This is a genomic window from Pseudomonas sp. A (assembly GCF_056270345.1).
The window spans coordinates 2,587,223-2,601,971 of the sequence record NZ_CM149873.1 but is presented as its reverse complement, the minus strand read 5'-3'; the positions used below and the strand labels follow the sequence as shown (position 1 = coordinate 2,601,971).

General features: G+C 68.7%; 13 protein-coding genes. 6 read left to right on the top strand and 7 right to left on the bottom strand.

Annotation, left to right across the window (positions count from 1 at the left end):
* Positions 1-5 precede the first annotated feature (5 nt).
* The 7 genes from AC0MAZ_RS11865 to AC0MAZ_RS11835 all read right to left on the bottom strand — a co-directional run bounded on the left by AC0MAZ_RS11865 (position 6) and on the right by AC0MAZ_RS11835 (position 7,590).
* Positions 6-653, bottom strand: a complete 648-nt coding sequence (locus AC0MAZ_RS11865) for a DNA repair protein (RefSeq protein ID WP_203647496.1) — start codon at positions 651-653, stop codon at positions 6-8.
* Positions 654-668: 15 nt separating this feature from the next.
* A complete protein-coding gene (locus tag AC0MAZ_RS11860) occupies positions 669-2,369 on the bottom strand; it encodes a putative porin (RefSeq protein WP_232856017.1) in 1,701 nt (566 codons plus the stop codon).
* A gap of 38 nt (positions 2,370-2,407) precedes the next feature.
* Positions 2,408-3,082 carry an energy transducer TonB family protein gene (locus AC0MAZ_RS11855; protein WP_232856016.1) on the bottom strand — a complete coding sequence of 225 codons (675 nt, stop codon included), beginning with the start codon at positions 3,080-3,082 and terminating at the stop codon, positions 2,408-2,410.
* Positions 3,083-3,090: 8 nt separating this feature from the next.
* Positions 3,091-3,516, bottom strand: coding sequence for an ExbD/TolR family protein (locus AC0MAZ_RS11850; protein ID WP_050707632.1), 426 nt, complete (start codon positions 3,514-3,516; stop codon positions 3,091-3,093).
* 10 nt (positions 3,517-3,526) lie between these two features.
* A complete protein-coding gene (locus AC0MAZ_RS11845) occupies positions 3,527-5,332 on the bottom strand; it encodes a DUF2341 domain-containing protein (RefSeq protein WP_475861198.1) in 1,806 nt (601 codons plus the stop codon).
* A 33-nt stretch (positions 5,333-5,365) separates the two neighbouring features.
* Positions 5,366-6,916 (bottom strand): ShlB/FhaC/HecB family hemolysin secretion/activation protein, encoded by a 1,551-nt coding sequence (locus AC0MAZ_RS11840; protein WP_475861197.1) that lies wholly within the window; start codon positions 6,914-6,916, stop codon positions 5,366-5,368.
* Positions 6,917-6,981: 65 nt separating this feature from the next.
* Positions 6,982-7,590 (bottom strand): transposase, encoded by a 609-nt coding sequence (locus AC0MAZ_RS11835; RefSeq protein ID WP_254463413.1) that lies wholly within the window; start codon positions 7,588-7,590, stop codon positions 6,982-6,984.
* A 305-nt stretch (positions 7,591-7,895) separates the two neighbouring features.
* Between AC0MAZ_RS11835 and AC0MAZ_RS11830 the strand changes: the two genes are divergently transcribed.
* From AC0MAZ_RS11830 to AC0MAZ_RS11805, 6 genes are read left to right on the top strand one after another with little or no spacing between them, the layout of a single operon-like run.
* On the top strand, positions 7,896-8,855 hold the full coding sequence (locus AC0MAZ_RS11830; protein WP_203647500.1) for an AAA family ATPase: 960 nt from the start codon (positions 7,896-7,898) through the stop codon (positions 8,853-8,855).
* A gap of 4 nt (positions 8,856-8,859) precedes the next feature.
* Positions 8,860-9,804, top strand: a complete 945-nt coding sequence (locus AC0MAZ_RS11825) for a DUF58 domain-containing protein (RefSeq protein WP_203647501.1) — start codon at positions 8,860-8,862, stop codon at positions 9,802-9,804.
* Positions 9,801-10,295 (top strand): DUF4381 domain-containing protein, encoded by a 495-nt coding sequence (locus tag AC0MAZ_RS11820; RefSeq protein WP_232856012.1) that lies wholly within the window; start codon positions 9,801-9,803, stop codon positions 10,293-10,295. Before AC0MAZ_RS11825 ends, AC0MAZ_RS11820 begins: the two co-directional genes overlap by 4 nt.
* Positions 10,288-11,364, top strand: coding sequence for a vWA domain-containing protein (locus tag AC0MAZ_RS11815; RefSeq protein ID WP_475861194.1), 1,077 nt, complete (start codon positions 10,288-10,290; stop codon positions 11,362-11,364). Before AC0MAZ_RS11820 ends, AC0MAZ_RS11815 begins: the two co-directional genes overlap by 8 nt.
* Complete coding sequence (locus AC0MAZ_RS11810) at positions 11,361-13,079, top strand: vWA domain-containing protein (protein ID WP_475861193.1); 1,719 nt, start codon at positions 11,361-11,363, stop codon at positions 13,077-13,079. Before AC0MAZ_RS11815 ends, AC0MAZ_RS11810 begins: the two co-directional genes overlap by 4 nt.
* Positions 13,076-14,701 (top strand): BatD family protein, encoded by a 1,626-nt coding sequence (locus AC0MAZ_RS11805; protein ID WP_475861192.1) that lies wholly within the window; start codon positions 13,076-13,078, stop codon positions 14,699-14,701. The genes AC0MAZ_RS11810 and AC0MAZ_RS11805 overlap by 4 nt, the downstream gene beginning before the upstream one ends.
* The last annotated feature ends 48 nt before the right edge of the window (positions 14,702-14,749 follow it).

The following is a 14,749-nucleotide window of genomic DNA, read 5'->3' as shown; positions in this document are numbered from 1 at the left end:
AAACATCACTGGGTCACGCCCTTGGGGGCGTCGAACTGGCTTTCGTAGAGCTTGTCGCCGTAGGCCTGGGCCAGTTCCTCGAACTTGACCCGGGCGCCACCGGCGAACGGCTGGCGCATCTTCATGACATCGGCGATATCGACCTTCTCGTAGGCGGCCAGCATCTCCTTGGCCACCCCGTACATCTGCTGGTTGCGGGCCTGGCATTGCTGCACCTGGCCATCACGTTCGCCCAGCTGCGCCTGCAGGGTGGCGCGCTCGCTTTCCTTGGTGCGCGCCATCGCCAGCAGCTCGTCGTAGGCCTGCTTGTACTTGTGCAGTTGTTCGTTGCTGCTGGCCACCAGCGCCTGGGCCTGGCTGTGCACGGCCTGTTGCTGGCCGGCCAGTTGCTCGCTGTGACCGCGGGCCTTGGCCAGTTGCGCGGTCAGTTCGCGCACCTGGCCCTGGGCCGCGTCGCGCTGCTGCTCGGCCGCCTGGCGGGCGGCGCTGGCCTGGGCCTGCTCGCTCTGCAGGGCCTGCAGCTGTTGCGTGGTGCTGCGCAGTTGGGCGCGCAGGCGTTCCTCGAGGGTCTCGGCCGACGCCGAGGCCGCCAGGCTTGCGCCCAGGGCCAGCATCAACCAGGCGCAGCGGTGGCGATAAGCTCCCTTGTTCATGCCCGTGCTCCTTCCCTAGAACCGCGTGTTGACTTCAAGTTGTAGCACATCGATGTCAAACGGCGCGCCGTAGACCGCCTCGCTGCTCAACCAACGGGCTGTAGCGTAGACGTTGTCGGCCAGGCCGTAGTTGCCACCGAGGAAATAACCCTTGGCGTTGGTGCCGCCGAGGTGGAAGCTCGAGTCGTTGAAACCGTCCGGCAGCGCGTCGGGCTCAATGCGCTTGTAGCCGGCGAACAGGTTCCAGTCGCCGGCCTTGCGCATGTCCAGGGCGTTGCCCAGGGTGAACTGGAGCATCCAGGCGTCGCCGCCGCTCTTGATATTGCCGTTTTCGTCGACGTTGTTGGCCAACTGCCCGGCCGAGCGCTTGCGCATGTCGCCCTCGTCGTAGGCCAGGTTGTGGATGTAGTTGGCCTGGCTGCGCAGCTTGAAGTCATGAGGCAGGTCGGCGTCCCATACCAGGTTCAGGTCGAGCAGCTCGAATTCCGAGGCGATGCCGACGAACTGCGGCTGCGGCGTGGCCGTCGGGTTGGCCGGGTTCGGCGTGATGTCGCGCAGCAGGAACACGGTGTTGCCCTTCTGCATGAAGGTCGGCCGGCTCTCGTCACTGTCGCAGGCCGGCTGGCCGTCCCACGGGGCGCAGGGGCTGGAGCGCTCGCCGGCGATGTCATCGAAGCGGTAGTAGGCCATCGCGCCCTTGAGCCGGTTGTTGTCGTTGAGCGCCCATTTCGCGCCCAGTTGCGCGCCGTACAGCCACTTGTTGTCGCTGTCTTCCTTGTCAAAGCCGTTGCTGGTGGCGTTGTCGTCGCTGTACTGCACGGGGAATGCGCCGACGGTGCCGAACAGGCTGAGGTCGCGGCCCAGCGGCTGGTCGAACAGCGCCGCCACGCCGTCGAAGTTGAGGTCGTGGGAATACAGGATGTCGGTGGACATGAACGGATTGGCGATCCGCCCGCCGGTCAGTGTCAGGCGCTCACTCGGCGTCCAGGTGACGTAGCCCTGGTCGAGCCAGATGTCCTTCTTGCCGAAGCCGCCACCGAGGTTCTGGGTGGTCGAGACCGGGTTGTTGTTGGAGCCGGTGGCGACGCGGATGCCGGCCACCCAGTTTTCCGCCAACTGCGCCTTGAGGCCGAAGCGCGCCCGCAGGCGCAGGAGGCTGTCGCGGTCCTCGCGGGTGTTGAGCAAGGGCGGCAGGCTCGAGCTGCTGTTGGGGTTGACGTCGTAGGGGCCCTTTTCGTTGAGCTTGGCGAAATCGACGATCTCGTTGCTGTTGCCGTCGGCGTACGAGCGCGACTCGTAGCGCAGGCGCAGGTCACCGTCGAAGCTGATGCGCGAGGCCCAGTCGGGGAAGGTGTTGGGCGCGGCCCAGTTTTCCTGCTTGGCGGTGTTCATCACCTCGGCCTTGATCTCGTCGCGGATCTGCTGGCGGACGATGGCCGGCACATACTGCACGCGCACCTCGCCGTTGGCCGCCGGGGCCTGGGCGACAATCGGCGCGGCGCTGCCGGCGACGCGCGCCTGCTGGGCTTCACGTTCGGCCTGGGCGATCAGCGCATCGGCCTTGTCCTGCTTGAGCACGCCCTGCTCCACCAGCAGGCGGATCAGGTTGACGGTCGCGTTCTCCGACGGCGCGGCGTGGACGACGGTCGGACCGACCGCGGTGGCGGCGGCCAGCAGGCCGAGCGCCAGGGTCAATCGGTTGACTGGGCACTTCATGGGTTTGCAACTCCTGTGGGTCAGTCGTGCTTCGTTGTTCATGGCCGGCGCCCCTGCAGGGCGATCTTCACCGGCAAGGTCAGGTTGGCGGGCGGACGCTGGTCGAGGGCGCCGGCACCGCGCAGGGCGGCGAGCACTTGGGCGTCCACCTCCGGCTCGCCGCTGCCGCGCAGCAACTCGACACGGGTGATCTCGCCGGCGGCGCTGAGCCAGATCTCGGCTTGCAGGTTGAACACCAGGTTGCGCAGCTCGGGGTTGTCGCGCAGCAGGCGTTGGAAGGCGTAGGCCAGGTACTGGCTGTAGGTACCGCTGCCCAGGCCCCCACCGCCGCCACCGGCCATGCCGCCGCCCTTGCCGGCGCCGACGTTGAAACTGTCGCCGCCCGCTTGCGCGTCGCCGTCCATCTGCATCGGCTCGGCCAGGTCCTGGGCCGGGTCGGGCGCCTCCTCGGCGGGCTTGACCTCCTCGGCCTCGGGCACCGGCTGCGGCTCGACGATCTTCTCCTCGACCGGCGGCTCGGGCTCCTTGGGCGGTTCGGGCGGTGGCGGCGGCGGAGGGGGTGGTAGCGGGATGATCGCCGGCACCTTGGGCGCCTCGCGGCGCACCCCGGCCATGTCATTGGCCCACTGCCACAGCAGCCAGGCCAGGCCGGCGCCGGCGACGGCGAGCACGGCCCAGGTCAGCAGGCGGCGGGGGTTGGTTGTACGTTCCATGCCTGCGCTCATCCCTGGTTCGGCTTGCCGGTGACCAGCCCGACCTGGGCCAGCTCGAGACGGCGCAGCAGGTCGAGCACCTCGACCACCTTCTGGTACTGCACGCCCGCGTCACCGCGCACGATCAGCGGGAAGTCGGGATTGCGCGCCTTCTCGCTGCGCAGGCGGTCCTCCAGCTCCTGCAGCGTCACCGGGTAGGCGTCGAGGAATACCTGGCCGGCGTCGTTGATCGAGATCGCCTTGGTCTTGGGCTGGGCCAGCGACACCGTGGCGCTGGCCTTGGGCAACTGCACCTGGATCCCGGAAACCTGCGCGGTAGCGGTGAGGATGAACATCACCAGCACCACCATCAGCACGTCCACCAGCGGGGTGATGTTGATGCTGTCGACCGCGGCGTCGGCGTCGTCGTCATGGGCGTTGTTCACGGATGCCATGGCTGCGCCCTCACGCCGGAACCGACGGGTTGATGCTGCGCCCGGCCGGGTGCTGCGCCGCTTCACCGGCCTGGCCCTCGCCGTGCAATTCGGCCAGGCGGGTGATGAACTCGTCGACGAACACCCGCATGTCGGCGCTGACCTCGCGGTTGCGCGTGGTCAGGCGGTTGTAGCCGAACAGCGCGGGGATGGCGACGAACAGCCCCATGGCGGTGGCCAGCAGCGCTGCGGCCATGCCCGGGGCGATGGCGTTGATGTTGACGTCGCCGGCCATGGCGGTGCCGAGGAACACCACCATGATCCCCAGCACCGTGCCCAGCAGGCCGATGTAGGGGCCGCCGGCGATGGCGTTGGACAGGGTCGACAGCTTCGACGACAACGCCTGGTTCTCGCGGGTGCGCACGCCGTCCATGGAGCAGCGGATGGCCTCGATGGTGGCTGCGGACACTTCACGGGTGTCGGCGCCTTGGGCGCGGCGGGTGCGCAGTTCCTGCACGGCCACCAGGTACAGGCGCCACAGCGAGGAGTCGGTCAGCCGCGCATGCAGGTCCTGATCGTCGGCGAACTGCTCCAGGCGTGTGCCGACCGTGGCGAAGCGCTCGCGAAAGCGAGTGTTGGCGGCGGTGACGCGGTTGAGGGTGCGCTGCTTGCGCAGCATGATCACCCACGACTGCACCATCATCAGCACCAGGATGGCGATGATCACCCAGGCGTCCACCGGCACCGCCTTGAGCAGGAAGCCCAGGCCGCCGAAGCCGAAGCCTGACTGTTCCTCGTCGACACCGTACGCCACCAGGCGCGACTCGGCGCCCTGGGCCAGTACGTCGGCCTGCAGGCTGGCCTGGCTGCGGGCCACGCGGGACAGGCGCAGTTCGTCCAGGGCGCCCACGAACGGCGCGAATTGACTGGCCGCCTCGCCTTCGGTCGCCGGCAGGTCGCCGCCGACGCCGATGGCACCGCTGAAGGCCGCCAGGCTGGCGGCCAGGCGCGCCACCGGCTGGCCTTCGAGCAGCAGGCTCAGGTTGCCGCCCTCGCCCACCAGGGCCAGGTGTTGCCACTGACCGGCGCTCACGGCCTGATTGGCGCTGACGCGCTGGCCGTCGACCTCGATGAAAGGCACGCCCTGGGCCAGGCCCAGCAGCAGACTGTGGCCGGCCTCGCGACGGGCCAGCAGCAACTGCTCGCCCACCGCCTGGTCCTGGCGCAGCCAGGCGCTGAAGGTGAACGCCGCACCTGCCGGCAACTGCAGCGAGGCGCTGGCCGGCAGTTGCAGGCCCTGGCCGCCGAGCTGGATGGCCCGCCCGATCACGCCGTCGACGCTCACCGTCGGCCCTTGCAACGGATTGCCATAGGGGCTGGCGTCGCGGGCGGTGGCACCGTCGAAGTGGTAGAGCGCGGTGTAGTCGGCGTCGAAGCTGGGCTGGCCGACAGGCGCCTGGGCTTTCGGGTTGCCGTAGTACATCCACAGGTCCTGGCGCTGGCCCGCTTCTATACGGGGCACGTCCACCCAGATCAGCGCCATGCCCATCAGCGGATCGAACTGCTCGACATGGTGATTGAGTACCGTCTTGTCATCGGCGCTGACAAAGCGGATGTCCGCGCCGGTCTCGCTGACGCCGTCGAAGCTGAAGTTGCCGGTATGCAGGCGCACCAGCAGCGCGGTGCGCCCCAGCGCCTGGGTCAGGCCGGCGCCCTGGGGCGTGGTGTCCACGGCGATCTGCTTGCGGTACATCCAGTCGTCCTGCCACCAGGCGCTGGCGCTGCCCGGCAGGGCGAAGCCCAGGCACAGCAGCAAGGTCAATATCAGGCGTTGCATGAGAGGTCTCCAGGTCGATGCCGGTCAGTGAGTTCAGAAGGTCGCCTGCACGCTGAAGTGCACACGGGAAGCGTTCTTGTCGGTGTTGGGGCCATCCTTGAGCGGCACGGCCCAGTCGACGCTGCCGGACAGCCAGTCGTTGAGCGTGGCGCGAGTGCCGACGCCAACACTGGCCAGGCTGTAGCGGTCGTCCTGCTCGGGCAGCGCGTCCTGCAGGCGCAGCTGGGCGCCTTCGGCGAACAGGTAGAAGCGCCAGTCGCTGATGTAGCTGCCGACGTAGCGGCCGATGGACGGGGTGCGCAGCTCCTGGGAGAACAGCAGGCCGTCGTCCCCGGTGCGCTCGGCGGCCAGGTAACCGCGCACCGAGGTGGCACCGCCGGCGGCGAACTGCTCGTTCGACACCAGTGGCCCCGAGGCCAGCTGGAAGGCCAGCTTGGAGGCGCTCTGCCAGGAGCCTGCGAAGTCGAAGGTGTAGCTGCCGTCGCCCTTGAGCGCGGCGAAGCTGGAATCGGCGCGGTAGCGCTTGTAGTCGAACTCGGCGTCATCGCTGCCGTAGCCCAGCAGGCTGCGGGTGCCGGCCACCAGGCTCAGGCCCAGGCTCAGCTGGTCCTGTTCGGTAAAGCGGTAGCCGGTGTAGCCCAGGGTGATCGGGGCGTACTTGAGCGGGACCTTGTCGCTGCTGCCGCCCAGGCCGACCTGCTCGTCGAAGTCCTTGAAGTCCACGCCGATCGACAGGGCGTTGGCCCAGGCACCGACGCCGGGCAGGTTGTAGATCGCCGAAACACCGTAGGAATGGCCCTTGCCCAGGACGTTGGTGCCGCCCACCGTGGCGACGTTGCTGTCGGAGTGGTAGCCGGAGAACTGCACGGTCCAGCGCTCATTGAGCGGCGCGGCGTAGGAACCGGACCAGACCTCGGCGTTGTCACGGTCCTGGGGTGCGGTGAACCAGCTCAGCGAGACGCTGTGGCCGGCCTGCCAGAGATTGTTGTAGCCCAGGCTGACGACGCTGCGCAGCTTCTCGGTGTCGGCGCTGTGGTCGTTGTTCAGGCCCAGGCTCAGGTTCCAGGGGTGCTTGTCCTCGACCTGCAGGTCGACGTCCATGGTGCCCGGGCGCTGCCCTTCGCGCACTAGCGGCATGACCTGCCGTCCCGGGGTGCGATTGAGGGTGGCCAGCTCGTCCTGCACCTGGGCGAAGTCGGGTACCTTGCCCTCCTCCAGTGCCGGGACCTGCTCGCGAATCTCCAACGGCGAGTAATGCCTGGCACCTACCACGCGCACGCGGCCGACCTTGGTTTCGCTCACTTGCAGGTAGACCACGCCGCCCTCGACCTTCTGCTCGGGCAGCTCGACGAACACCGACTGGTAGCCACGGGCCTGGTAGCTTTTCTGCAGGGCCTCGCGGGCGCCTTCGAGGTCGGCCAGGGTCTTGTCCGGCCCCAGGTAGGGATAGACCGCCTCTTCGATGGCCTGGGCGTCGAGCACCGTATTGCCGCGCACCACGTACTCGTTGATCTCGACCCGGCGCTGCGCCTCGTCGGCGGCCACGTTGCCCGCCAACAGGCACGCCAGCAGCCCTGCGCCCATGCCGCATCGCTTGAAGAAAAAATGCTCCACACCGCCCCCTTGAGCGCCAGGAATTCGTTGGGTTTCTAGTGGTTTGCGTCAGGCGCGGCCTGACCTTGGTGACGTGCCAGCCAGCTGTGCAGCAGGGCCAGGTTGAGGCTGAACTCGGGCATGGCCTGCAAGCTTGCGCCGAGCACCTCGTCGACCATGCGCTGCAGCAGTGACACGGCCATGGCACTGCCCAGCAGCACACCGAGGTCATGACTGAACAGGCTGAAGTTCCACACCCGCGACTTCAGTTCCAGGCCGGCGAACCAGCGGAACAGCAGGTTGTAGTTGAGTTGCTCGTAGAGCTGCTTCTCACTGGGCACCGAATACAGCAGTTGCAGCAGCAACACATGCATCAGCGTGTGCGGGGCGATGATCATGCCCTGCTGTTCGGCCAGCTGGGACAGCGCGGTCCGGTGCTCGTCCAGCAAGGCTTCGATGCGCGGCTTGAGCAGCGCCAGCGAATGCCCGGGCGGCACGCAACTGGCCACCTCGCGCAGGGCGCCCTGCCAGTCTTCCTGGGAGACGATCCAGACCCAGGGCGCGCCGTAGCGGTAGACCGAGACCGGCTGCTTGCGCGCGGCCTCGACGATCTTCGCCAGGCGCTGGTCAAGCTCCTGCATTCCCACCTTCGTGTAGCGTTCCATAGTCCCCATCGCCCCGCTCCCAGGCCGTTCCCCAAGGCTCGACCGGCCTGATGGCCAGATGCCTTGTCGGTATCCATGGCTTTGACGGGGGTGGCGCTTTGCTACCGAAGTTTTGTCATGAAAGGTTCATCAGTGGGCCAGGCTTGCAGGCGAACGGCTCGCAACGTCTTCGGACCCCACTCGCTGCTTTACACTAATTTTGCAAACCGCCATTGGTCCCCGCACCCCCGGATGGATTAAAGTATCCACCCCCGCCCGGCCACCGCTCACAGCGCGCCAGGGCCCATCCCCAGGAACCGCCAACGATGGAACACCGTGAAGCGCTGATCGCGCTGCGCACCTTTCTCTCCTCCCAGATCCTCGGCCAGGAAAAACTGGTGGAGCGCCTGCTGATCGTGCTCCTGGCCGACGGCCACATGCTGGTCGAGGGCGCCCCGGGCCTGGCCAAGACCAAGGCCATCAAGGAGCTCGCCGAAGGCATCGAGGCGCAATTCCATCGCATCCAGTTCACCCCCGACCTGCTCCCGGCCGACATTACCGGCACCGAGATCTACCGCCCGGAAACCGGCAGCTTCGTGTTCCAGCAAGGGCCTATCTTCCACAACCTGGTGCTGGCCGACGAAATCAACCGCGCCCCGGCCAAGGTGCAGTCGGCGTTGCTCGAAGCCATGGCCGAACGCCAGGTCAGCGTCGGGCGCAGCACCTATGAACTGTCGCCGTTGTTCCTGGTGATGGCCACGCAGAACCCGATCGAGCAGGAAGGCACCTACCCGTTGCCCGAGGCCCAGCTCGACCGTTTCCTGATGCACGTGAAGATCGGCTTCCCGGATGCCGCGGTCGAGCGGCGCATTCTTCTGCAGGCCCGCGGCGAAGCGCTGGGCGGCGAGGTGAAGCCCGAACGGCGGGTCAGCCAACAGGCGATCTTTGCCGCGCGCAAGGAAATCCTCGGCCTGTACATGGCCGATGCGGTGGAGGAATACCTGGTGCAACTGGTCATGGCCACCCGCACTCCGGCCAAGTTCGACGGTGAACTGGCCGACTGGATCGCCTACGGCGCCAGCCCCCGTGGCTCGATCGCCCTGGACCGCTGCGCGCGTGCCCACGCCTGGCTGGCCGGGCGCGACTTCGTCAGCCCCGAGGATATCCAGGCGGTGCTGTTCGACGTGCTGCGCCACCGCATCATCCTCTCGTTCGAGGCCGAGGCGGCCGGGGTCGACCAGGACCGCGTGGTCCAGCGCATCCTCGACGTCGTTGCCGTCGCCTGACCCCATGCCCACCACCCCGCAGGCCGAACCCGGCATCCGCATCGGCCTGGCCGAACTGATCGACATGCGCCACCGCGTGCGCGAGATCCAGCTGTTTTCCCGGCCCGGCCAGCGCAGCCCGTTGGTGGGCCTGCACCACTCCAAGCTGCGTGGCCGCGGCGTGGACTTCGACCAGGTGCGTGTCTACCAGGCCGGCGATGACGTGCGCAATATCGACTGGCGCGTCACCGCGCGCACCCAGGAGCCGCACACCAAGCTCTTCCACGAAGAGCGCGAGCGGCCGATCTTCATCATGGTCGAACAGAGCCAGCGGCTGTTCTTCGGCTCCGGACTGGTGTTCAAATCGGTGCTGGCGGCCCAGGCCGCGGCGCTGTTCGGCTGGGCGGCGCTGGGCCACAACGACCGCATCGGCGGGCTGGTGTTCGGCGACAGCGAGCCCCACGAGATCAAGCCACGGCGCAGCAAGCAGAGCCTGCTGCAACTGCTCAACCGCCTGGCCAAGGTCAACCAGGCCCTGCACACCGAGGCCGTGCCGCAGCCCGACAGCCTGGGCCTGGCCCTGCGCCGGGCGCGCGAGGTGCTGCGCCCGGGCAGCCTGGCCATCGTCATCTGCGACGAGCGCGCCCTCAGTGCCAGTGTCGAGCAGCACCTGGCCATGCTGTCGCGCCACTGCGACGTGCTGCTGATGCCGATCAGCGACCCGCTCGACCATGCCCTGCCCGCCGCCGGCCTGCTGCGCTTCGCCCAGCGCGGCGCGCAACTGGAACTCGACACGCTGGATGCCAACCTGCGCCAGGCCTATCGCCAGCAAGCCGAGGCGCGCATCGAGCGCTGGGAACTGCTGGCGCAGAAACTGCGGGTGGTGCTGATGCCACTGAGCACCCAGAGTGAGATGATCGAGCAATTGCGCGAGTACCTGAACGCGCAGCGTCCCGGGAGTACCCGATGAATCCGCTGGACCAGCTGCAGCCGCTGATCGCGCCGTCGGCCATCGGCCTGTGGCCGCCCGCGCCCGGCTGGTGGCTGCTGCTGGCCCTGCTGCCGCTGCTCGGCTGGGGCGCCTGGCGCCTGCGTCGCTGGCGCCCGGGCAAGCGCAAGGTGGTGCGCGCCGAACTGCCGCTGGACCCGATCCGTGTCGAGGCTCTCGCCGAGCTGGCACGCCTGCCGCGCCCCTACGACGGCGCGCCGGCCGGCGCCTGGCTGCAACAGATCAATGCCTTGCTCAAGCGCCTGTGCCGCAACCAGTACCCCGGCGCCAACAGTCACACCCTCAGCGGCCGTAAATGGCTGGCATTTCTCGACAACCGCTGCCCGGCCGCCGGCCTGACCCGTTGGATGGTGCTGGTCGAAGGCACCTACAAACCCGAGTGCAAGCTCGACGACAAGGCCATCGCCGGGCTCGCCCAGGCGGTCGAAACCTGGATCCGCAAGCATGTTTGAACTGGCCTGGCCGTGGATCTTCCTGCTGTTGCCGCTGCCCTGGCTGGCGCGTCTGGCGCTGCCCGCCGCCGACAGCGGCGAGCCGGTGCTCAAGGTGGGCTTCCTTGATGAACTCGAGGGCCTGGCCGGGCGCCGCGCGCGGCTGAACCTGCCGACCTGGCGCCAGCAGGCGCCGTTCATCCTGATCTGGCTGCTGCTGTTGCTGGCCGCCGCCCGCCCGCAGTGGCTGGGCGATCCGCTGCCGGTGTCGGCCAGCGGGCGCGACCTGCTGGTGGCGGTGGACGTGTCGGGCTCCATGGACTTCCCCGACATGCAGTGGAGGGAAGATGAAATCAGCCGCCTGGACCTGGTCAAGGCGCTGATGGGTGACTTCCTCCAGGACCGCCAGGGCGACCGTGTCGGCCTGATCCTGTTCGGCAGCCAGGCCTACCTGCAGGCCCCGCTGACCTTCGACCGGCGCACAGTGCGAACCTTTCTCGACGAGGCGCAGATCGGCATCGCCGGCAAGAACACCGCCATCGGCGACGCCATCGGCCTGGCGGTCAAGCGCCTGCGCCAGCGCCCGTCGCAGAGCCGGGTGCTGATCCTGATCACCGACGGCGCCAACAACGGTGGGCAGATCCACCCACTGACCGCCGCCCGCCTGGCCGCCCAGGAAGGCGTGCGTATCTACACCATCGGCATCGGCGCCAACCCTGAGGCCAGCGGCACACCGGGCCTGCTCGGGCTGAACCCGAGCCTGGACCTGGACGAAGCCTCGCTCAAGGAGATCGCCGAGATCACCCACGGCAGCTACTTCCGCGCCCACGACGGCGCCGAGCTGGACGCCATCGGCGACACCCTCGACCAGCTGGAACCGGTGGCCCAGCAGCCGACCCAGGCGCGCACCGCCCACGCCCTGTACGCCTGGCCACTGGCCCTGGCGCTGCTGCTCAGCGTGCTGCTGGTGGTGGCCGTGCAGTGGCCGGACAACCTGCTGCAACGCCTGCTGCGCAAGCCACGCTTCCTGCAGCCCCACCCGGAATGGCGCCAGCGCCTCAAGCGCCTGCGCCTGAGGAGGCGGCGATGATCGAACTCTGGCCACAATGGCTGCGCCCGCTCTGGCTGCTGGTGCTGCCCCTGCTCGGCTGGCTGCTGTTCAAGCTCTGGCACCGGCGCAAACGCGCCGGGCGCTGGCAGCTGATCCTGCCGCAGCCGTTCCATGCGGTCTTGCTCGGCGGCGGCAGCGGCAGCACCAGCAAGCTGCCGTGGATCGCCCTGGGCCTGGCCTGGCTGCTGATCGTCCTGGCCCTGCTCGGACCCAGCTGGCAGCGCCTGGAGGAAACCCGCCAGCGCCCGGCCGACCCGCTGGTGATCCTGCTCGAGCTGACGCCGCAGATGCTCGCCGAGGACAGCGCGCCGAACCGCCTGGAACAGGCCCGGCGCAAGGTCCTCGACCTGCTTGAGCACCGTCGTGACAGCCAGACCGCGCTGATCGTCTACGCAGGCTCCGCCCACACCCTGGTACCGCTGTCCGATGACCTGGGCACCACGCGCAACCTGCTCGAGGCCGTCGACCCGTCGATCATGCCGCAGCCCGGCCAGCGCGCCGATCTCGCCGTGCACAAGGGCCTGGCCCTGCTCGCCCAGAGCGGTCTAGGCCAGGGCCGCCTGCTGCTGATCGGCTCGTCACTGAGCGAACCCGAGCGCGAAAGCATTCGCCAGGCCCTCGGGCGCCAGGGCCCGAGCCTGCTGATGCTGGGCGTCGGCAGCGGCGAAGGCGCCCCGGTGCGCCAGGCCAATGGCGAGTACCTCAAGGACGATCAGGGCGGCATCCTCCTGCCACGCCTGGACAGCGCCTCGCTGAAGAGCTTCATCGCCTCGACCGGCGGGCGCTACCGCCACGCCCGCATCGACGACCTCGACCTGCGCGGCCTGGGCCTGTTCGACAACCCGCGGCTGCTGCACAACGATGGCCAGACCCTGCAACTGGACAGCTGGGCCGATCAGGGCTACTGGCTGCTGTTGCCCCTGCTGCTGCTCGCCGCCTGCGCCGGCCGGCGTGGCTGGCTGTTCTGCCTGCCCCTGTTGCTAGCCCTGCCGCAACCGAGCCAGGCCTTCGAGTTCAACGACCTGTGGCTGCGCCCCGACCAGCAGGGCCAGCGCCTGCTGGAGCGGCAACGCCCCGCCGAGGCAGCCCGGCACTTCGAGGACAGCCAATGGCGCGGCATGGCCTTGTACCAGGCCGGCGATTTCGAAGGCGCCGCTGCCGCGTTTGCCCAGGCCGGCACGGCGGCCGCCCACTACAATCGTGGCAACGCCCTGGCCCGCGCCGGCGAGCTGGAGGCGGCGCTGGACGCCTATGAGCAGGCGCTGGAGCGCCAGCCCGACCTGAAGGCGGCACTGGACAATCAGGCCCTGGTCCAGCAATTGTTGCAACAGCGCCAGGCCAGCGCCGAGACACAACCGAGCAACGCCGATGCCCAAGGCACCCCCGGTAACGAGACCGAAGGCAACAGCAGCTCGACCAGCAGCCAGGCCCAAGGCACGCCCGGCAGCGACGAACAGGCCCAGGGCCAGCAGAACGGCGACAGCCAGGGCAACGCCCAGGCCCCGCCCGGCGCTGCCGGCGGCGATGACGACAACCTCACCCAGCCGCCCCAGCGGCCGCTCTCCACCAGCCTTGACGCCGAACAGCGCCAGGCCCTGGAGCAATGGCTGCGGGAGATCCCCGACAACCCGGCGGAACTGCTACGGCGCAAATTCTGGTACGAACAGCAATTGCATCAGGAAACCCCACGATGAGTCGCCTCGGCGTCTTTCTCCTAGGCCTGTTGTGGAGCCTCGCGGCCCAGGCCGAACCGATCCTGCAGGCCAGCGTCGACCGCACGCGCCTGGAAGCCGGTGAAACCCTGGAACTCACCCTCGAGAGCCAGGACGTCACCCAGTTCGGCAAGCCCGACCTGCGCACCCTCGAACCCGACTTCGAGGTGCGCGGCACGCGCCAGCTCAACAGCCTGCACACCCTGGACGGCGAAACCCGCGCCAGCACCCGCTGGATCATCACCCTGCTGCCCCGGCGCAGCGGCAGCTTGCGCATCCCCGAGCTGCAGCTGGGCCAGTCGCGCAGCCAGGCCATCGAGCTGCAGGTGCAGCAGGCCGACAGCCAGCGCCCCGACGCGGCGGCGCAGGTGTTCGTCGAGGCCACCCTGGACAGCAGCGAGGTCTATGTCCAGGCCCAGGCCGTGCTGACCCTGCGCATCTACCATTCGGTGGCGCTGTACGACGACAGCAGCCTCAGCCCACTGCAGCTGGAAAACGCCAAGGTCGACCCGCTGGGCGAGTCGCGCACCTATGAGAAAGAGATCAACGGCGTGCGCCACGGGGTGATCGAGACCCGCTATGCGATCTATCCGCAACAGAGCGGCAGCCTTGACGTGCCGCCGCTGCGCTTCACCGCCACCGCCGCCGACAATGGCGAACAGCCGGCCGGCACACCGCGGGTCGGCCGCCAGGTGCAGGTCAGCTCGCTGCCGCTGCGCCTGACGGTCAAACCGATCCCGGCCAGCTACCCGGCCGACCGCCCCTGGCTGCCGGCCCGCAGCCTGACCCTGGAAGAACACTGGAACCCCGACCCGGAGCGCCAGCCGACGCAGATCGGCGACTCGCTGACGCGCAACATCACCGTGCGCGCAGAGGGTCTGTCGAGCACCCAGTTGCCGCCACTGCCGGCTACCGAGGCCACCGGCCTGCGCCGCTACCCCGACCAGCCATTGCTGCGCAACGAGATCGGCGAACGCGGCATGGTCGCCAACCGCGAGGAACGCGAGGCGCTGGTGCCGACCCACGCCGGCGACCTGGCCCTGCCGGCGCTGGAGGTGACCTGGTGGAACACCCGCGAAGACCACCTGGAACACAGCAGTCTGCCGGCGCGCACCCTGAACGTGCAGGACAACCCGGCGCTGAGCGCCGACACCCCGGTCGGCGACGGCAACCTGAGCCCCGGCCCGCTCTGGCCCTGGCAACTGGCCACGCTGGTCCTGGCCCTGACCACCCTGCTCGGCTTCACCCTGTGGTGGCGGGCCCGCTCGCAACCGGCGGTGCTGCGCGCGGCGCAGGCCGGCCCGAGCCCGCGCACGCTGCTCGACGACCTCAAGCGCGCCTGCCAGGCCAACGACCCGCAGGCCACCCGCCAGGCGCTGGACGCCTGGGCCCGGCAGCAGCCGGAAACCCTGGCCGAGATGGCGGCGCGCTTCGTGCCATTGTCCGATGCGCTGGATGGCCTGAACGGCGCGCTGTACAGCGAGAGTGGCCAGTATTGGCACGGCGACGAGCTGTGGCGGGCGATCGGCGCGATTCCGCCGGCCGAGCAGGTGCTGGCGCCGTCGGGGGAAGCGGGTAGCTTGCCGCCGTTGTATCCGAAGTAGCCGAGCATGCCTTGAGCCTTGCAGCGTGTTCGAAATCGCGCGCCGCGC